The 17,673-nt window shown below is 57.3% G+C and carries 18 protein-coding genes; 14 read left to right on the top strand and 4 right to left on the bottom strand.

The genetic code is table 11. The features are described 5' to 3' along the window. The first annotated feature begins 32 nt into the window (after positions 1 to 32). From ACAM29_RS18610 to ACAM29_RS18570, 9 genes are all read left to right on the top strand, one after another. Complete coding sequence (locus ACAM29_RS18610; RefSeq protein WP_369625027.1) at positions 33 to 1,409, top strand: class II fumarate hydratase; 1,377 nt, start codon at positions 33 to 35, stop codon at positions 1,407 to 1,409. A 76-nt stretch (positions 1,410 to 1,485) separates the two neighbouring features. After that, positions 1,486 to 2,682, top strand: a complete 1,197-nt coding sequence (gene dapC, locus ACAM29_RS18605) for a succinyldiaminopimelate transaminase (RefSeq protein ID WP_369625026.1) — start codon at positions 1,486 to 1,488, stop codon at positions 2,680 to 2,682. Between the two features lie 10 nt (positions 2,683 to 2,692). Next, on the top strand, positions 2,693 to 3,040 hold the full coding sequence (locus ACAM29_RS18600; RefSeq protein WP_369625025.1) for an ArsC family reductase: 348 nt from the start codon (positions 2,693 to 2,695) through the stop codon (positions 3,038 to 3,040). Between the two features lie 42 nt (positions 3,041 to 3,082). After that, complete coding sequence (gene dapD / locus ACAM29_RS18595; protein ID WP_091827306.1) at positions 3,083 to 4,114, top strand: 2,3,4,5-tetrahydropyridine-2,6-dicarboxylate N-succinyltransferase; 1,032 nt, start codon at positions 3,083 to 3,085, stop codon at positions 4,112 to 4,114. Positions 4,115 to 4,189: 75 nt separating this feature from the next. Beyond that, positions 4,190 to 5,332 carry a succinyl-diaminopimelate desuccinylase gene (dapE, locus tag ACAM29_RS18590; RefSeq protein ID WP_369625024.1) on the top strand — a complete coding sequence of 381 codons (1,143 nt, stop codon included), beginning with the start codon at positions 4,190 to 4,192 and terminating at the stop codon, positions 5,330 to 5,332. Continuing rightward, positions 5,329 to 6,156: a putative RNA methyltransferase gene (locus ACAM29_RS18585; RefSeq protein WP_369625023.1), complete on the top strand. Its 828-nt coding sequence runs from the start codon at positions 5,329 to 5,331 to the stop codon at positions 6,154 to 6,156. The genes dapE and ACAM29_RS18585 overlap by 4 nt, the downstream gene beginning before the upstream one ends. Next, positions 6,153 to 6,440: a hypothetical protein gene (locus ACAM29_RS18580; RefSeq protein WP_091827303.1), complete on the top strand. Its 288-nt coding sequence runs from the start codon at positions 6,153 to 6,155 to the stop codon at positions 6,438 to 6,440. The genes ACAM29_RS18585 and ACAM29_RS18580 overlap by 4 nt, the downstream gene beginning before the upstream one ends. After that, a complete protein-coding gene (locus ACAM29_RS18575; RefSeq protein WP_206835940.1) occupies positions 6,412 to 6,804 on the top strand; it encodes a hypothetical protein in 393 nt (130 codons plus the stop codon). Before ACAM29_RS18580 ends, ACAM29_RS18575 begins: the two co-directional genes overlap by 29 nt. Before the next feature lie 13 nt (positions 6,805 to 6,817). Beyond that, positions 6,818 to 7,792, top strand: a complete 975-nt coding sequence (locus ACAM29_RS18570) for a zinc transporter ZntB (RefSeq protein ID WP_369625022.1) — start codon at positions 6,818 to 6,820, stop codon at positions 7,790 to 7,792. Here ACAM29_RS18570 and ACAM29_RS18565 read toward each other — a convergent pair. Both ACAM29_RS18565 and ACAM29_RS18560 read right to left on the bottom strand, forming a co-directional pair. Continuing rightward, the gene (locus ACAM29_RS18565) at positions 7,760 to 8,674 is read right to left on the bottom strand and encodes a DMT family transporter (RefSeq protein ID WP_369625021.1); all 915 of its coding nucleotides are present in this window, start codon (positions 8,672 to 8,674) and stop codon (positions 7,760 to 7,762) included. The genes ACAM29_RS18570 and ACAM29_RS18565 overlap by 33 nt on opposite strands. A 56-nt stretch (positions 8,675 to 8,730) precedes the next feature. Beyond that, a complete protein-coding gene (locus tag ACAM29_RS18560) occupies positions 8,731 to 9,162 on the bottom strand; it encodes a hypothetical protein (protein ID WP_369625020.1) in 432 nt (143 codons plus the stop codon). 73 nt (positions 9,163 to 9,235) lie between these two features. Between ACAM29_RS18560 and greB the strand changes: the two genes are divergently transcribed. After that, entirely contained in the window at positions 9,236 to 9,736 is a 501-nt protein-coding gene (gene greB, locus ACAM29_RS18555) for a transcription elongation factor GreB (RefSeq protein ID WP_369625019.1), read from the top strand. 86 nt (positions 9,737 to 9,822) lie between these two features. On the opposite strand, the gene ACAM29_RS18550 is transcribed toward greB, so the two are convergent. Continuing rightward, the gene (locus tag ACAM29_RS18550; RefSeq protein WP_091827297.1) at positions 9,823 to 10,602 is read right to left on the bottom strand and encodes a helix-turn-helix transcriptional regulator; all 780 of its coding nucleotides are present in this window, start codon (positions 10,600 to 10,602) and stop codon (positions 9,823 to 9,825) included. A gap of 186 nt (positions 10,603 to 10,788) precedes the next feature. Here ACAM29_RS18550 and ACAM29_RS18545 point away from each other — a divergent pair, with 186 nt between their 5' ends. From ACAM29_RS18545 to ACAM29_RS18530, 4 genes are read left to right on the top strand one after another with little or no spacing between them, the layout of a single operon-like run. Next, positions 10,789 to 11,928, top strand: a complete 1,140-nt coding sequence (locus tag ACAM29_RS18545; protein ID WP_369625018.1) for a Rieske 2Fe-2S domain-containing protein — start codon at positions 10,789 to 10,791, stop codon at positions 11,926 to 11,928. A 2-nt stretch (positions 11,929 to 11,930) separates the two neighbouring features. Continuing rightward, positions 11,931 to 12,251 (top strand): 2Fe-2S iron-sulfur cluster-binding protein, encoded by a 321-nt coding sequence (locus ACAM29_RS18540; RefSeq protein ID WP_354408537.1) that lies wholly within the window; start codon positions 11,931 to 11,933, stop codon positions 12,249 to 12,251. Positions 12,252 to 12,275: 24 nt separating this feature from the next. Beyond that, complete coding sequence (locus ACAM29_RS18535) at positions 12,276 to 13,484, top strand: NAD(P)/FAD-dependent oxidoreductase (RefSeq protein WP_369625017.1); 1,209 nt, start codon at positions 12,276 to 12,278, stop codon at positions 13,482 to 13,484. Between the two features lie 44 nt (positions 13,485 to 13,528). Next, entirely contained in the window at positions 13,529 to 14,575 is a 1,047-nt protein-coding gene (locus tag ACAM29_RS18530; protein WP_369625016.1) for a TRAP transporter substrate-binding protein, read from the top strand. 117 nt (positions 14,576 to 14,692) lie between these two features. Here the strand turns inward: ACAM29_RS18530 and ACAM29_RS18525 are convergent, their stop codons facing one another. Next, positions 14,693 to 17,536 carry a transporter substrate-binding domain-containing protein gene (locus ACAM29_RS18525; protein ID WP_369625015.1) on the bottom strand — a complete coding sequence of 948 codons (2,844 nt, stop codon included), beginning with the start codon at positions 17,534 to 17,536 and terminating at the stop codon, positions 14,693 to 14,695. Between the last annotated feature and the right edge of the window lie 137 nt (positions 17,537 to 17,673).

The following is a 17,673-nucleotide window of genomic DNA, read 5'->3' as shown; positions in this document are numbered from 1 at the left end:
GGGACCATTTAAAAACGCACAGGGAGCCAAGCATGAATCCGGAATTTCGCACCGAGCATGACAGCATGGGTGAGGTACAGGTACCCCGTGATGCCCTGTACGCCGCACAGACTCAACGGGCTGTGGATAACTTTCAGATCAGTGATCTGTGCCTGCCGGCTGCGTTCATCACAACGCTGGCCCAGATCAAGGCAGCCTGCGCACGAGCCAATGCGGAGCTGGGCCTGCTGGAAAAAGAGCAGGCAGATGCCATTGTTGACGCAGCCGACCAGCTGATCGCTGGTGAACATCTCGACCAATTCCCGGTGGACGTATTCCAGACCGGCTCCGGCACCAGCAGCAACATGAACATGAACGAAGTGCTCAGTGCGCTGATCAAGCAGCGCACTGGCCTTGAGCTGCACCCGAATGATCACATCAACATGAGCCAAAGCTCGAACGATGTGATCCCCACCTGTATCCATGTCAGCGCACTGCTGCAGCTGGAAAACAGCCTGATCCCGGCACTGCGCCATCTGGTCGGCATTCTGACGCGCAAGCGCTCTGAGCTGTCCCAGATCGTCAAGACCGGTCGTACCCATCTGATGGATGCCATGCCTATCCGCATGGATCAGGAGGTATCAGGCTGGCTGACACAGATACAGGACTGCATCGCACGACTGGAAAGCGTGCGCCCGCGACTGTTGCAGGTGGCTCAAGGCGGAACGGCGGTGGGTACCGGGGTCAACGCCCCGCGCGCCTTCTCACGCCTGTTCTGCCGTCAGCTCAGCATTCGTACCGGCTTGACCCTGCAGCCTGCACAGAACCACTTTACGGCTCAGGCCTGTCAGGATACGGCAGTTGAGCTGTCCGGCCAGCTCAAGACCTGCGCCACGGCATTGATGAAAATTGCCAATGATCTGCGCTGGATGAACTCCGGCCCACTGGCAGGTCTTGGCGAAATCGCCCTGCCTGCCCTGCAACCTGGCTCTTCCATCATGCCCGGCAAGGTCAACCCGGTGATCTCCGAAGCAGTCATGATGGCCGCCGCTCAGGTGTGTGGCAACGATGTCAGCATCAGCATTTGTGGCCAGCACGGCAACTTTCAGCTCAATACCATGCTGCCGCTGATTGCCTACAACCTGTTGCAGAGCGAGATGCTGGTCGCCAACGCTGCCGTCACACTGGCCGAAAAGGCGATCGAAGGCTTTACGGTCAACAGCGACAATATCGAGGCGGCCCTGTCGCGCAACCCGGTTCTAGTCACGGCACTCAACCCGGTTCTGGGCTATGAGCAGGCGGCCACCCTTGCCAAACAGGCCTATACCGAAGGTCGACCCATCGTCGACGTGGTCGTGGAACAGACCGACCTTGAGCGCGAAGAGGTGGAAGGTCTGCTCGATCCGCTGCGCTTAACTGGCATCGAATAGGCCGCTTCCGCTATACTTTTGCGCCTGAAATCTGGCCTAAAACCCTGCACTTTGCAGGGTATGACAGGAAACTTGCATGAACCGCGATCTCGACCGACTGCAGCCCTACCCGTTTGAGAAACTGGCCGTCCTCAAGGCCGGTGTTCAGCCCCCCAAAAGCCTTGAGCACATCTCGCTCGGCATTGGAGAGCCCAAACATCCGGCTCCGCCCTTCGTAACCGATGTACTGGCGGAAAACCTCAGCGGTGTTTCCACCTACCCGACCACCAAGGGGATGCCGGAACTGCGTCAGGCAATGGCAAGCTGGTGCGAACGCCGCTTCGGTCTGCAGACCGACAGCATGGACCCTGAGCGCAACATTCTGCCGGTCAACGGTACCCGTGAAGCTATCTTTGCTTTCACTCAGGCGGCGGTCGAGCGCAAGCCCGGTGCTCTGGTCATGTCCCCCAACCCCTTCTATCAGATCTATGAAGGGGCCACCTATCTGTCCGGGGCCGAACCTTACTACCTCAACTGCCTGGCCGAAAACGGCTTTATCCCCGATTATGATGCCGTTCCAGCGGATATCTGGCAGCGAACCCAGCTGCTGTTTGTCTGCTCACCGGGTAACCCAACCGGGGCCGTGCACAGTGTCGAGACCCTGAAAAAGCTGATCGCCCTGGCCGATGAACATGACTTCATCATCTGCTCGGATGAGTGCTATTCCGAGCTGTACCCGGACGAGGACAACAAGCCTGCCGGATTGCTGCAGGCCTGTGCCGAGCTGGGCCGGAACGACTATGCCCGCTGCATCGTGTTCCACAGCCTCTCCAAGCGCTCCAACCTGCCCGGCATGCGCTCCGGTTTTATCGCCGGTGATGCCAGCCTGCTGGAACCTTTCCTGCTCTATCGTACCTACCACGGCTGCTCCATGCCGGTTCAGCACCAGCTGGCCTCCATCGCCGCCTGGAATGACGAAGGCCACGTATACGAAAACCGCTGCCAGTATCGACATAAGTTCGATGCGGTGCTGCGCGTACTGCAGCCGGTGATGGATGTGAAACAGTCCGATGCCAGCTTCTATCTCTGGGCACCCACCCCGATGGCGGATGATGAATTTGCCAAGGGTCTATTCGCACAGCAGAATCTGACCGTGCTGCCGGGCCGCTACCTGTCCCGCGAAGTGGACGACGTGCTGCCGGGGTCCGGTTTTGTGCGCATGGCACTGGTGGCAACGGTATCCGAGTGTGTTGAAGCGGCCGAACGCATTCGCCGCTATATTGAATCCCTGTAAGGAGTTGCCCGTGACCACGCTGTACGGCATCAGCAACTGCGACACCGTGCGCAAGGCGCGCAAATGGCTGGAAGCCCGTGGTGTTGCATTTGAATTTCATGACTTTCGCAAACAGGGCCTTGGCGCTGACAAGGTCGCCCATTGGGGTGATGCAGCCGGGCTGGACAAAGTACTGAACAAGCGCGGCACCACCTGGCGTCAGCTGCCGGATGAGGTCAAGGCCACTACCGATGCGGCTGCCTTGCAGGCCTTGATGGTCGAACAGCCGACTCTGATCAAGCGTCCGGTGCTGGAACTGGACGACGGTCGGGTTGAAGTTGGCTTTAAAGACACCGATTACGCGGCCCTGTTCGACTGAACAGTGCCTCCCTTTTTGATGAATCGAACAACGGAGTAAACAATGGCGAATTTCGCATTTGGTTTGGGTGTAGGTACAAAATCGTCTGCCGGCGACTGGCTGGAGGTGTACTACAACGCACCGCTGCTGAACGCGGATGACACGCTGATTGCCGCCGTGGCCGACAAGGTGGGTTACGAGGGCGGCAACCAGACCATCGAACTGAACGCCTCCCAGCTGAAGGCACTGGAAGCGGCCTTCCTGTCCGTGGACGCCGAAGCTCAGGCTGAAGTGGTTGAGATCCTGGAAGGCACCCAGCAGCCGCTGGTCCTCTGCATCCTGGAAACCGACGCTGCGCCGCAGACCACCGCCGAGGTGTACCTGAAGCTGTCGCTGTTGTCGCACCGTCTGGTCAAGCCGCACGGCATCGACCTGAGCGGCATGTTTCCGCTGCTGCCGAATGTGGCCTGGACCAATGAAGGCGCCGTTGCACTGGACGACCTGCCGCGCCGTCAGCTCTCGGCTCGTGCTCAGGGCAAGGTGCTGGACGTATTCTCCGTCGACAAGTTCCCGAAAATGGCCAACTACGCGGTACCGGCCGGCATTCGCATCGGTGACGCATCACGTATCCGCCTGGGCGCCCACGTGGGCGAAGGCACCACCGTGATGCATGAAGGTTTCATCAACTTCAACGCCGGCACCCTGGGCGTGAGCATGGTTGAAGGCCGTATCTCCGCTGGTGTTGTCGTGGGCAACGGCTCCGATATCGGTGGCGGCGCGTCCACCATGGGCACGCTGTCCGGTGGCAACAACGTGGTGATCTCTGTGGGTGAGAACTGCCTGCTGGGCGCCAACGCCGGTCTCGGCCTGCCGCTGGGTGATCGTTGCACCATTGAAGCGGGCCTGTACGTTACCGGTGGTTCCAAGGTCACCCTTCTGGACGAGCACAACCAGGAAGTGGGCGTAGTCAAGGCTGGCGAACTGGCCGGCACCCCGGACCTGCTGTTCCGCCGCAACTCGCAGAATGGTCGCATCGAGGTGAAAACCAACAAGAGCGCCATCGAGCTGAACGCCGAGCTGCACAAGCACAACTGAGCGTAACAGCGCTGACCGACCCCGTTCACCCGATGGTGTACGGGGTTTTATTGTTTTCAAGCCGCAGGATTCAACATGACTTCGACCTCCCCTACGCTGGATCTGGCCATGGAGCTGATCAGCCGCCGCTCCGTCACCCCCGAGGATGATGGCTGTCAGGAACTGATGATCAGCCGACTGGAAAAGCTCGGTTTCCGCATCGAGCGCCTGCCGTTTGAAGAGGTGACCAACCTCTGGGCGCGCCGTGGCGACTCCGGTCCATTGTTCTGCTTCGCTGGTCACACCGATGTAGTGCCCTCCGGCCCCGAAGAGCAGTGGCAGTTCCCGCCCTTCGAGCCCTGTATCGAAGAAGGCTATCTTTGCGGTCGCGGCGCTGCCGATATGAAAGGCAGCATTGCCGCCTTCGTCACCGCTGTCGAACGTTTTCTCGCCAACCACCCGGACCATCAGGGCTCCATCGCCCTGCTGATCACCAGCGACGAAGAAGGCCCCTTCATTAACGGTACCACCCGCGTGATCGACCATCTGGAAGCACGCAACGAGAAGATCGACTGGTGCATCGTCGGCGAGCCTTCCAGCACGGAAAAAGTGGGTGATGTGATCAAAAACGGTCGCCGCGGCTCACTCAGCGGCACGTTGAAGGTACGTGGCATTCAGGGCCATGTGGCCTACCCGCATCTTGTGCGCAATCCGATCCACGAAGCCGCTCCGGCATTGGCTGAACTGGCGGCCACCGTTTGGGACGAAGGCAATGAATTCTTCCCGCCCACCAGTTTCCAGATCTCAAATATCAATGCCGGCACCGGTGCCACCAACGTGGTTCCCGGCCATGTGGATATTGCTTTCAACTTCCGCTTCTCAACTGAAGTGACCGCCGATGAACTGAAGGTGCGTGTGCGCGAGATCCTCGACCGGCATGGCCTTGAGTGGGATATCGACTGGATTCTGTCCGGCAATCCCTTCCTGACGGCGGCCGGCAGTCTGGTGGATGCGGCACGGGAGTCAATCCGCTCTGTAATGGGTTACGAAACCGAGCTGTCCACCTCCGGCGGCACCTCTGATGGTCGTTTTATTGCACCCACCGGGGCTCAGGTACTGGAGTTGGGGCCCTGCAACGCCACCATCCACAAGATCAACGAGCGTGTACGCGCCAGCGACCTGGATGATCTGTCGCACCTGTACGAAAACATTCTGGCTCGGCTGCTGGTTCAGGCATGAGTACATTTGCGCTGATCTGTCCGGTATGCAAGTCGCCCCTGCAACAGCAGGAGCAACGGCTTGGCTGTGAACACAACCACAGCTTTGACCGCGCCCGTCAGGGGTACTGGAACTTGCTGCTGCCGCAGCGCAAACGCAGCAAGGAGCCGGGCGACAGTGCCGACATGGTGCAGGCACGACAGCGCTTCCTGCAGGCGGGGCACTATGCACCGCTGGCACAGGCCATTATTGATCTGCTGCAGCCTTATGTGCAGACAACTCAGGCCGGAAACCTTCTGGATCTTGGTTGTGGCGAGGGCTGGTACACCGATCAGCTGCAGCGCCAGTTGAAACTGAACGTGGCCGGGCTGGATATTTCCAAACCGGCGGTACGCACCGCCAGCCGACGCAACCCCGATATTCTCTGGATGGTCGCCACTGGCGCGGATATCCCGCTGGCCGATGAATCGGTCGACATGGCCAGTCTGATCTTCGGCCGCCTGCTGCCTGAACCCACCGCTCGTGTTCTCAAACCGGGTGGTCTCATGTTGGTGGTCTACCCCGGCCCTGAGCACCTGCGTGCTCTGCGCGGTTTGATCTATGAACAGGTACGTGACAGTTCGGGCTTCAGCCCTGAGCAGGCACTGGCGCAACAGTTCGAGCCCGTCGCACTGGAAAGGCTGGCGTTCGAGTTCAGGCTCGACAACGCCGAGGCGGTGCAGGACCTGCTGGCGATGACACCACACGGCCAGCGCCTGAACAGCGCCGCCCGTGAGCGCATTGCCGCCTGCTCCGCCCTGACCGAACAGGCCGATTTCAGACTGAGCCTGTTACGCAAGCGATGAGCCGACTCAAGGACTGGCTTCGCCAGCAGGCACAGAACCCCCGAGGCAACCTGCGCCTGCTGCTCAGTGGAGCCGGGCTGTTCTTTTGTGGCGTCGGTGGCATCAGCATGGCCCAATACAGCCTGCCACCAGGGCTCAAGGCAGAATTGCTGGCACTGGCCGGCTTGATCCTAACCATCGCTGGCAGCATACTCGCCCTTATTGGTTACCTAAGCCTGAGCGTTCTGCGCATCTGGCACATTCTGGACGACGACGATGAGCAGCACCGAGATCCGCCACCCTGACATTGAGATCTATATCAAGAACCGTTCCCTGGAACAGATACTGCAGTGGCTGCGCGATCGGGCCGACAATGTTGAATCACACAACAGTGTCGGCGGCACGCACTCACTCACAGCCATTTTCAGCGGTCAGCGCATTCCGGTCATGATCCATGAAAAGGCGGTTGGCAAAGCCTGGATCAGCGTCTGGTTCCGCTCCGATGCCACCCCCTGGATACGTGACGTTGACTGTGCCCATGAAGTCGCCGCAGCACTGGACACCCAGGTTCGTTGCATCGTTTCTGGATGGCAGGATGGTGACGACCCGGACGAATGGTGGAAAATCGAAGGGGGTGAAATAAACAAAATTACCTGGCGCACCGACTGACAGGAAAACAGCCATGACACCCGCCCGCGAAACACTGCACGCACTGATCCTCGATGGACAGGGCGGCGCCCGTTCTCTTTCCTCCGAGGAGCTGGAACGTTGGCAACCAGAAGATGGCATTCTCTGGTTACATCTGGACTACACCCTCGACTCCACGCGCCAGTGGCTGGAACAGGACAGTGGCCTGCCGGAGCTGGCCATCGACGCCCTGCTGGCCGAAAACACCCGCCCCCGCGCCGCCATTCTGGATGAACACCTTCTGCTCGCGCTGCGCGGTGTAAATACCAACCCGGGGGCCGATCCCGAAGATATGGTTTCGATTCGCCTCTGCGTCGGGGCGCGACTGGTGGTATCAACCCGCAAACGCCGTTTGATGTCCGTCGCTAAGCTGCTGGCGCTGTTCGAGCAGGGGGAGGGCCCTCGCAGCAGCGCCGAGTTGGTCATTCGCCTCAGCGAACTGCTGGTGGAGCGGATGGGAGTGACGGTTGAAGAACTTGAAGAGCAACTGTCAGACCTTGAGCTGGACCTGCTGACCCAACCCGGCAGCGAGATGCGCCAGGCCGTGCGCAGTCTGCGCCGCCAGACCGTTACCCTGCGGCGTTACTTTGCACCTCAGCGGGACGCCTTCAACCAGATGCTCAGCGAACGCCTGAGCTGGTTTACCACTGAAATGAAGCTGGAACTGCGTGAAATCAGTGATCAGCTGCTGCGCCACATAGAGGATCTGGACATCATTCGTGAGCGTGCCGCCATGGCACAGGAAGAGCTGGCCAGCCAGCAGGGCGAACAGCTCAACCAGCGCATGTACGTACTGTCGATCATCTCAGCCGTCTTCCTGCCTCTGGGCTTTCTCACCGGGTTGCTGGGGATCAACGTGGGCGGTATTCCAGGTGCTGATAACGATTATGCCTTCCTGATTTTCCTGCTGTTGCTGGGCCTGCTGGTCGGCGGCCTGTTAATCCTGTTCCGGCGTTGGCGCTGGCTCTGAACGCCGGGCGCGCTGCTGCACCACCACTGCCGTAACGATCAGCCCCAGGCCAATGAAGGTTGCCGGGGCAATAGGCTCGTGTAACAGCAAGTAGATAAACACCAGCGACAGAAAGGGCGACAGGAATATCAGGTTGGACACACGGCTGACATGAGTCGCGGCACGCAGTGCGCCCAGCCAGAGCATGAACGTCAGCCCCATCTCGAACACCCCGACCCAAAGCGCCCCGAGAATGCCCTGAGTGCCGGGCCACTGCACTTCGCCTTGCCACAGCATCAAGCCCCATACCAGCGGCGTTCCGCAGAGAAAGCAGAGCAACAAGCTGACCGCAGGAGAACTCTCGGCCCGCGCATTGAGAATCCAGTACAGTGCCCAGATCAGAGTGCTGCCCAATGCCAGCGCCACTCCGAGCGTACTGTCAAACTGAAGTGCCAACAGCTGCCCTCGGGTCGCGATCACCAGTGCGCCAAAGTATCCCAGTGTCATGGCCAGCAGATCTAAACGCTGCAGCTTCTGCTTCAGTAGCGGCACAGCCAGCAGTGACAGGGTCAGCGCCCAGGTGTAGTTCAGGGCCTGAGCTTGTTGCGCCGGCAATAGATCATAGGCCTTAAACAGCACCAGATAGTACAGTGCCGGATTCAGTGTCCCCAGCAGCAGATAGAGACCGGAACGCTTGCGCCACTGCTGCAGCAACTCACGCCAGCGCTTCTGCCAGCTTACGCAGGCTGCCAGTACCAATGTGGAGAACAGGCCGGACCAGGCCAGCAGCTGCAACGGCGTCATGACCTGTAACGAGAGCTTGAATGCCGTTGCTACCGTGGACCAGAGCAAAACGGCACTGAGTCCAAGCAGCATGGCCCGCGACTGTGATTTTTCCGACATGGGTTATGATCCTTGCAGACACAAACCGACTAGGAAAACATATTGCGCTTGGCCTGTCAGGCCGTTGCGGTCAAGGTATGGCGTGCGGTCTCGATGGTACCGGCCAGTTCACTGGCGGCATACAGGGCGACTTGCTCAAAACGGTCTGACCGCAGTGCCTGCGCACGGGGTGTCCGGGCCTGAGTGTCCAGTCGGCTCACCAGATAGGCGTAGTCGCCGGGAATATGATCATTGATGGAATGATTAAGCCGCGACACCACTTCCGGCGTGTGCAGCTCATTCAGATCGGGATAGCTCAACGGCGCTGCCGGGGGCAGCTCGAAGCCGCTGCCGGGCTGAACCGGTGCCTGCGGGCGATAGATTTCCTGGTTGGATGCAATCAGACTGAGCAGAAACGCAAACTGGGCACCATTGGGCGACTGCACTGCCTGTGGCAGTGAGGCCGTATAGTTCTCAATTCGTGTCTGGATAGGATCTGTCTGCATCATGCCTCCGCCTGAGCTGGTATTATCGGCAAGCGACTGTAATCCTTTACCTTTTCTTCAATATCAGGGAAAAAACATGGCACGCTGGCGTCCGGCACAACCCAAAAGCTCGCCCTACATCACGCTGGAGGGCTACGAGCGTCTCAATAACGAGCTGAAATACTTGTGGAAGGTCAAACGCCCCGAGGTTACACAGGCCGTAAAAGAGGCTGCGGCCCAGGGTGACCGTTCCGAAAACGCTGAATACATCTACGGCAAGAAACAGCTGCGCGAGATCGACCGTCGCGTCCGCTACCTGTCGAAGCGGCTGGAACACATCAAGGTGGTGGATCGCGCCCCTGACGACACCAGCCGAATTTTCTTCGGCGCCTGGGTCACGTTGGCCGATGAGGATGACAACACGCGTCGCTACCGTATTGTCGGCGCAGATGAAATCGACCCGGCCAAAGGTTATATCAGCATTGATGCACCACTGGCACGGCAGCTGCTCAAGAAACAGGTGGGCGATGACGTGACCATCGAGCGGGTTGATCAGGATGAACTCTGGCTGGAGGTCGTCGCGGTTGAGTATAAGTGAGCCAAAATACGCCTACACTTCAAACACACATCAGGCGTGTAAACCCAGCTAAAACAGACTGTGATTACATCGTGTACCAGGCAAGCTCATACCCAAGCACAGCGACCTTCGGTCACAATGGCAAACAGTTGATTCTGCGTTCCAATACCCAGCTTTTCATAGAGGTTCTTGCGGTGTGAGAGCACTGTATTTACGCTCACGCCCAAATCCAGTCCAATGGCTTCAGAGCTATAGCCCAACACTATTCTGCAGGCCACATCCATCTCTCTCTGGGTTAGGCGATCACCGCAGCTGCGCGACAGCCGTGCTCTCACCCACGGCAGATCAAACCTAACCTGGGCCTCCGTCGAAAGACTGATATGACGCTCCAGTGTGGCGGCTATCAGTGCCGTGTTGTCCTGTAGAGCTCCCATCAGTAGACCTTTACGCTGGCGCGATTTGAGCCGGTACAGGTTCAGGCAATAAGCTTGCTCGCGGCCATGGCCTATAAACGCCAGTTTTTCACGGATGCCACAGCGCTCAATCAGGGTACGACGATACTCCGGGTCACTCAACTCTTCCGGGCGTAGCGTGAGAAGTTGTGTTGAGGGTTCATGTGCACCGGCATCCAGTAAGGCCCGGTTCGGGTCGCGCTCGTAATAGACCTCGTCGTACAGGCGGCGGCATTCCTGTGCCAGTGGCTGATCGATGGCTCCAGATGAAAACAGCGTTATGGGCGCTGTACGGCTGGCATCATAACTGATCAGAACACAATGGTCGGCACCGGTCAGTTCATGCATGCACTGCATCAGGCGGTGTTCAAATCCCTGACGGCCAATCTCACCCACAAGGCTAGCCAGGCTGTGTTGTACGGTTGTCGGGTTCATTGTCAGACCTCCAGGGCCCTGTTCTTGTTATGCATGGTATCTCTGGCGGACACCTTGATCCGAGTATTACATGCAGTTGCCACAATTTCGAGTACAGCTCACAAGATCCTGTGAGTGCCGGGCCCTCCCCGCCCGAGTAGTCTGAAACCACGTTTAAACAAGAATAAAAACTCGGAGGGATGCCTTATGGCTCTTACCAAAGTACAGCGAGCAGCTCAGGCCGCTGGCAAGACACTGGCCAATCGACAAACCCCGTTCATCTTCAACGAGTGGTATGTGGCCGCCCTTGGTCATGAGATTGGGCGGGAACTTAAGGCTCGCACCATTCTGGGTCGTCAGCTGGTTTTGTACCGTCAGGAAAACGGCGAGCCCGTGGCGCTGGATAACCGTTGCGGCCATCGCTCCTTCCCTCTATCACGCAGCAGTCTTGAAGGTGACACCATTGTCTGTGGATATCATGGTCTGCGCTATGATGCCAGCGGCAGCTGTGTCGAGGTGCCATCACAGTGCAACTGCGCCGGCATATCGATCCGCAGCTATCCACTTGTCGAGCAAGGGCCCGTTGTCTGGATCTGGATGGGTGAGCCTGATCAAGCTGATCCGAAACAGATTCCCGCCATGCCGATGCTGGACCAGGGTTGGATCACCTCCTGCGACTACATGCCTCTTAAGGCCAGCTACGTATACCTGCATGAAAACCTGCTTGATCTGACCCATCTGAGCTTCCTGCATGCCAACACCTTCGGTACACCCGACTATGCCGCCGCCGAGTTTGATACCGAAATCAGCGAAGATCGTTTTATCCTCAAGCGCTACGTGGTACCCACACGGTTGCCACCGGTTTGGGCCAAGCCCACCGGTCTTGGAGGACGGGATGCGGCACGGATCACCACGTCAGATTTCGTGTCACCGGCACTGCATATCGTACATGCTCAATTTTATGACATCGCCTTGCCTGAGTCTGAGCGACCCGATACCCGTATCAAGACGGCCCATATTCCCACGCCCGAGACCGCGACTTCTACCCATTACTTCGTTGTTCATGGGCGCAATTTTGCCCCCGAGGACGACAGCATCACCGACTTCATGCACCAACAACTAATGGCTGCCTTCCATGAAGACATTGTGGGATTGGAAGCAATGGAAGAACTGCTCAGCAATATGTCACCTGAAGATGAGTTCTTTGAAATTTCAGTAAAGTCCGATATTGCCAGCGTAGCCATGCGTCGTTACCTCAAGCGCCGTGCCGAGGCTGAACGCAGTCAGCACTCCGCACCAGGGGCAGTTCATTCACAGCCTGCCATCAATACAGCGGTAGAGGTGTAAACATGAGCATCCAAATCCATGTTATCGATGCCAACGGCCATCAGCAGCGGTTGCAAGCCGATCCCGGCAGCAGCCTGATGGAACTGCTGCGGGATCAATCCTCGGGCGTTGAAGGCATCTGTGGCGGCTGCTGTGCCTGCGGTACCTGTCACATCGTACTGGAGAGCGACTGGCAACCCTTGCTGGGTACAGCCCAACCGGAAGAAGAGGCACTGCTGGACGCACTGGATGAGCGTACATCAGGCTCACGCCTGAGCTGCCAACTGCGCCTGAGCCAAGAGATGGATGGTCTTAGCCTGCGCATTGTGCCGGCTGAATGTTGAGCCTTAACTTTCGGGAGAGTCGGTATGCAACATCTGGTTATTGTGGGCGGTGGGCATCTGGCTGCCGCCTTGATTACGGGGCTGTACAGGCAGGGTTTTGACGGTCGAGTGACACTGCTCAGCGCAGAAGACTCGCTGCCCTGCAACCGCCCGGTCCTGTCCAAGGAGTACCTCAAGGGTGAACTGACAGAGGAGGGACTGGCACTGGTTGCACAACACGTCTGGGACGACCCGCGCTTCACCTGTCAACTCAATACCCGAGTCAGTGAAATTGATCGACAGCAGAAAACCGTGGTGGCCAACGGCCATCTCGTACCATACGACCAACTGGTTCTGGCTACAGGGACAACGCCGCGTCGGCTGGATATCCCCGGTCATGAGCTGGCAGGTATTCATTATCTCAAGACACTGTCTGACGCCAGACAGCTGCGCGGTGCACTGCAGCCCGGTAAACGCCTGGCCGTGATCGGTGGCGGCTTTATCGGGTTGGAAATAGCGGCTGCCGCACGTCAAAACAGCATGGCCGTGACGGTTCTGGAAGCCGGCAAGCGAACTCTTGGACGCGTGGTAGCTCCTGAGGTGTCCGAGTGTTTCATGCAGCTGCATCAGAATCATGGCGTTGATATCCGCACGGGTGTCGGTGTGGAGAACTTTATGGGCCAGCAAGCAATTGAGGCGGTACGTCTGACAAATGGGGAAGTGTTGGCCGCGGATCAGGTTGTAGTGGGAATCGGGGTAGTCCCGGAGGTTTCACTTGCGCAGCAGGCAGGCCTTGAATGTGACAACGGCATTGTGATCGATCAATGCTGTCGCACCTCTGACCCCGCCATTCATGCTGGCGGTGACTGTGCTGTTCAGTTCAGCCCCCTTTACAACCGTAACCTGCGGTTGGAGTCGGTTCAAAACACCAGCGCCCACGCTCAGACCATCCTGGCACAGCTGGCCGGGCAACCAATACCCGAGCCAGCTGTTCCCTGGTTCTGGTCAACGCAGTACGAAGCACGCCTGCAAATTGCAGGTCTGAATCCGGATTACGACCAGCTGATCGCGCGTGGTCAGGATACTCAGGCGCGCAGCTGGCTTTATCTCAAACAGGGCCGACTGGTTGCATGCGATGCAATCAATCGACCGGCGGACTTTTTGCAAGCCAAGAAAATGATCATGACAGAAACCCAAATCGACATCCCAAAAGCGGAGGATATCAACATTCCATTGAGCCAATGTATCGCCTGATTCCAGCAATTTCATCACGAGATAACAATAAAAAGGATGCACCTATGCTGACATTCAAACGCACCAAGATTGCACTGCTTGCCTGTTTCATCTGCCTGCCAGTCATGGCAGAACCGGTCACACTTCACTTTGCAACCGCGGGTCCTCCTGGCCATGTTCAGAACAGTGTAGTTCTGCCGACATGGGCGAGTTGGGTTGAGGAGGCAACGGAAGGCCGGGTCAAGGTAAAGCTAGAGTATAATCTGGGAGATCAAAGCACCTATTTTTCAATGGTGGAAGATGGTGTGGCGGACGCCGCATGGAGTTTTCACGGCTATGTTCCCGGTCGATTCCAACTGTCAGAAATGGTTGAGCTGCCCGGCCTGGGTGTCAACGCTGAACTGGCGTCACAAGCCTATTGGGAGACCTATAACCGCTATTTTTCAGACTCACCTGAACACCAGGGGCTTGTCCTGATGGGACTGTTTACTCATGGCCCGGGCCAGATCCACAGCCGCAAGCCGATCAACTCGATGAGTGATCTAAAAGGTGCCAAAATCCGCCTTGGCGGTGGTGTTCAACAGGAGTTGGGCAAGCGCCTGGGGATCACGCCAGTTGCGGCACCTGGCCCCAAGGTGTACGAGATGATGCAACAGGGCATCGTGGACGGTGTATTCATGCCGGCAGCCAGTCAACGTGATTTTCGCTTGGCCGAAGTATCGTCCCACCTGACACTGCTGCCCGGAGGACTTTATCTGGGCAGCTTTGCAATCATTGCCAATGAAGATTTCATGGATAGCCTGAGCCCTGAAGATCGTGAAGCAATCATGTCAGTATCCGGGGCACGCCTGTCAGCCATGGCCGGTAAGGCCTGGGATCAGTCTGACCGAGAAGGTATTGAAATGGCAAAGAAAGAAGGTGTGAATATACATTTTGTCGATGCCAACGATCCACTAATGAAGGAGATTCAGCAAGCGACATCAGGTATGGACCAGGCTTGGAGCAAAAAGGTCGAGCGTGATCATCCGGACGCGGCAGAAGCATTAGAACATTTGCGTCACCTGGCATTGGAGCTTAAACAAAAAATGCAGGGTACTGCCACCAGCAATTAAACACCTCAGCCCCCTCCTGATTGCACGGGAGGGGGCTTTCGTGAAAGGCTGTTTGAATCGAAGCTTAGTCACGCAAGCCCGGTTTGACCAAAGCCCAAGACCCGCACCGCGCCCGCTCTAGACAACATCCTTTCCCGCATCAACAACACGATTGCGTCCCTTGCGCTTGGCTTCGTAAACCGCTCGGTCTGCCATGCGCAGCCACTGTTCAGAGCGCTGCCCTATTTCAGGCACCAGTCGGCAATAACCGATACTGACACTCACACGAACCTCCTGACCATCAGAGGTTGGCACTCGCAGTTGCTCAATACCGCGCCTGAGTGTTTCCAGCCGCTCAGCGGCATCAGCAGGCGAATTGGCCACTGCAAAAATAACGAACTCTTCCCCGCCAAAACGAATCAGATAATCGGTTTCGCGCCGGAAGTGTTCACGCATGGTACGGCTGATTGCACGCAGGCACTCGTCTCCCACTGCATGTCCAAACCGGTCATTGACCTGTTTGAAGTGATCGGCATCCACCATGGCCACCATAAACGACAAGCCGTTGCGCTGACATACCTGGTAACAGGCTTCATAGTGTTGCTCAAAACTGGTTCGATTTCCGAGGCCGGTCAGCTCATCCGTTGTACTTGTAACAGCAAGTCGTTCGTTGGCAGCTGCCAGCTCCCGGTTGAGGGCACCCAGCTTGCGATTCCAGTAAAACAGCATAAACAGAACAATGGCTGTTACCGACAGAATCTGCCACAACAGGGAGTAATCCACCCTCTGCTGGAGCCTGACGGTACGCCACTCACTGTCCATTCGATGCAGGTCTTCACTGCTCAGGCTTGATACCAGCTTTTGCATCAGCGTACCAAGATGTTGATCAGCCGCCGAGGTCGCCAGGGCCAGCTCAAGGTCCATGGGGACACGGCCAATAACACGAATATCAGCCAGCCCAAGGTCCTGCAGCTTCTGACTGGCCGTGGCCAATGTGCTGATGTAACCATACCACTCCCCACGTTGCAGCCCTTGAACCCCCTCTGTTTCATTGTCTACTTCTATCAGGTTCAGACCCGGGTAGCTTCGACGCAGCTCTGACAACAATGGTGAATCACGCACAATTGCAATCGGGTGCTGGTCAATATCACTCAGACTGCTGATAAAGGGCGCCTCAATGCGACCAAGTACAATGCTTGGCAATGTGTAAAATGCAGAAGTGAGGACAAGCCCTTCAGACTGCCCCTCTGATCGCCCAATTAGCGGCACCAGATCACATTTCCCCTCCTTCAACGCTGCGAGAGAATCCCTCCAATGCCGGGTCGGACGCAAGTTAAAGGTCACCCCTGAGCGGTGGCTGAAGATATCCAGCAGTGTGGCCGAAAGCCCCTGATGCAGGCCTCTGCTATCCAGCCCCTCAAGCGGCATCCAGTCAGGATGAATGCAGTAGCTGAGACTGTTGCTGCGTGTTTCAAGAAAATCCTGTTCTGCAGCACTTAGCCCCGTAAACGCCGAGTTGGTCTCAAGCTGTGCACCCAACCAGCGGTTCTCGATAGTTCGCATTTCCGTTGGCGTAATGGCGGCAAGGGCCGCATCGATGATCGGAACCAGTGGCTCAAGCTCGGGACGCAAGCCGAAGCGCAGATCCTCGCCACTCACATCGGGCAGGCTCAGCTCACCGGCGATGCGGACATCTGTAAGGCCCAATTCACGTACCCAATGATTGCCGTTTGGAAGGGCAGCCAGTACCAGATCCACCGTGCCGGAGGCCAAAGCCCGGAACATGGAGGCCTGATTGTCAAAGCTAATGACCCCTTCAGACGCCAGATCACGTACCTTGCGTTCGTAGAAGATGCCGGTACTGATGGCGACTTTCTGACCACGGAAATCATCGGGCGAGTTCAGGCGGAAGCCAGGCTTGCGGGTAAAAACCACGATAGGCACGTGGTGGTAAGGTTGTGTGAAACGCGTGAAGCTTCTGCGTTCTTTCAGATCGGAGATATTCGCGATGACATCTATTTCACCTTGTTGAAACAATTCAATCAGGACGCTCCATTGATCAACCACAGGCGTTGCCTGCAAGCCGGTCAAATCCATCACGCGTGTCAGGATGTCCACCGAGAGTCCCTGTACGCGCCCACCGTCCTCAAAACTCAGTGGCGCGTAATCGCTCATAAGCCCCACTCTCAGAGGGGCCTGTTGACGCACTGTCAGCTGCTGAGCCGGTGTAAGCTTCAAGGCCTTGTCATCCAAAGCCTTGCCGCCGAACTCCTGCCAGCGTTCGCGCAAGGCTTCAATCCAGTGCGGGTCGATGGCCGCCAGTCCTTCATCAAGCCTCTGGTACAGCTGGGGCTGATCCAGGTGAACGGCAATTCTGAAATCTTCCGTTTCCTGCCCACCCAAGGGTGCTGCAGCCAAGGGCTCGATATTCACAAACCCCTGCTGGCGAGCCATGTAGCGTAATGTCACCTCCGGGCCGATAATTGCATCAACCCAGCCAAAGGCCAATGCACGCACCAGATCCGGCTGCAAGCCATATTCCACAACCTCCAGACCGGACTCTTTCAAGATGCCTGCGTAATAAATATCAGTCAGAGTGCCAATCCGATATCCCTTCAGGTCGGACAGCGCCTCGATGGCGGGCAGCGGTCGATTTTCATCATGCATGATAACGGTATGGCGCAGATGGTAAGGCCGAGTGAACAACATTTTGTCAGCTCGGTCTTCGCGCCATGAAATCTCATCTACCGCATCCAGTTCACCACGCAAAAAGGCGCCATAGATTTCCGACCAACTCCCGACGCGATACTCAAACTCAACACCACTGGTGCGACTCAACTCTTCGAGGATATCAATGGAGAAACCACGTAGACCGCCGGGCCCAAGGCTTGAATAGGGTGCATTGTCAGCAACAATACCGATACTGACCGGAGAGTGCTCAGGCTCCGCCCTGACCTGGATCGTCAACAGGCACAGAGCCATTGTTATGAGCACAGCAAAATGAAGTTGAAAGGGCTTCATAAAATCCATTATTGATGCCACAGCCTCTTATTCACACCAGGCAACCCTGTGGTTATGGAGCCGTTAGCGGATAAAACAGCCACTATGATGTGAACAGC

It is taken from the genome of Marinobacterium sp. BA1, from assembly GCF_041155135.1.
GTDB lineage: Bacteria > Pseudomonadota > Gammaproteobacteria > Pseudomonadales > Balneatricaceae > Marinobacterium > Marinobacterium iners.
This window is presented reverse-complemented; position numbering and strand designations above follow the sequence as displayed.

Coding starts and splice junctions, on each gene's coding strand:
- ACAM29_RS18610 (WP_369625027.1), top strand. CDS start 33: ATGAATCCGGAATTTCGCACCGAGCATGACAGCATGGGTGAGGTACAG.
- dapC (WP_369625026.1), top strand. CDS start 1,486: ATGAACCGCGATCTCGACCGACTGCAGCCCTACCCGTTTGAGAAACTG.
- dapD (WP_091827306.1), top strand. CDS start 3,083: ATGGCGAATTTCGCATTTGGTTTGGGTGTAGGTACAAAATCGTCTGCC.
- dapE (WP_369625024.1), top strand. CDS start 4,190: ATGACTTCGACCTCCCCTACGCTGGATCTGGCCATGGAGCTGATCAGC.
- ACAM29_RS18585 (WP_369625023.1), top strand. CDS start 5,329: ATGAGTACATTTGCGCTGATCTGTCCGGTATGCAAGTCGCCCCTGCAA.
- ACAM29_RS18580 (WP_091827303.1), top strand. CDS start 6,153: ATGAGCCGACTCAAGGACTGGCTTCGCCAGCAGGCACAGAACCCCCGA.
- ACAM29_RS18575 (WP_206835940.1), top strand. CDS start 6,412: ATGAGCAGCACCGAGATCCGCCACCCTGACATTGAGATCTATATCAAG.
- ACAM29_RS18570 (WP_369625022.1), top strand. CDS start 6,818: ATGACACCCGCCCGCGAAACACTGCACGCACTGATCCTCGATGGACAG.
- ACAM29_RS18565 (WP_369625021.1), bottom strand. CDS start 8,674: ATGTCGGAAAAATCACAGTCGCGGGCCATGCTGCTTGGACTCAGTGCC.
- ACAM29_RS18560 (WP_369625020.1), bottom strand. CDS start 9,162: ATGATGCAGACAGATCCTATCCAGACACGAATTGAGAACTATACGGCC.
- greB (WP_369625019.1), top strand. CDS start 9,236: ATGGCACGCTGGCGTCCGGCACAACCCAAAAGCTCGCCCTACATCACG.
- ACAM29_RS18550 (WP_091827297.1), bottom strand. CDS start 10,602: ATGAACCCGACAACCGTACAACACAGCCTGGCTAGCCTTGTGGGTGAG.
- ACAM29_RS18545 (WP_369625018.1), top strand. CDS start 10,789: ATGGCTCTTACCAAAGTACAGCGAGCAGCTCAGGCCGCTGGCAAGACA.
- ACAM29_RS18540 (WP_354408537.1), top strand. CDS start 11,931: ATGAGCATCCAAATCCATGTTATCGATGCCAACGGCCATCAGCAGCGG.
- ACAM29_RS18535 (WP_369625017.1), top strand. CDS start 12,276: ATGCAACATCTGGTTATTGTGGGCGGTGGGCATCTGGCTGCCGCCTTG.
- ACAM29_RS18530 (WP_369625016.1), top strand. CDS start 13,529: ATGCTGACATTCAAACGCACCAAGATTGCACTGCTTGCCTGTTTCATC.
- ACAM29_RS18525 (WP_369625015.1), bottom strand. CDS start 17,536: ATGGCTCTGTGCCTGTTGACGATCCAGGTCAGGGCGGAGCCTGAGCAC.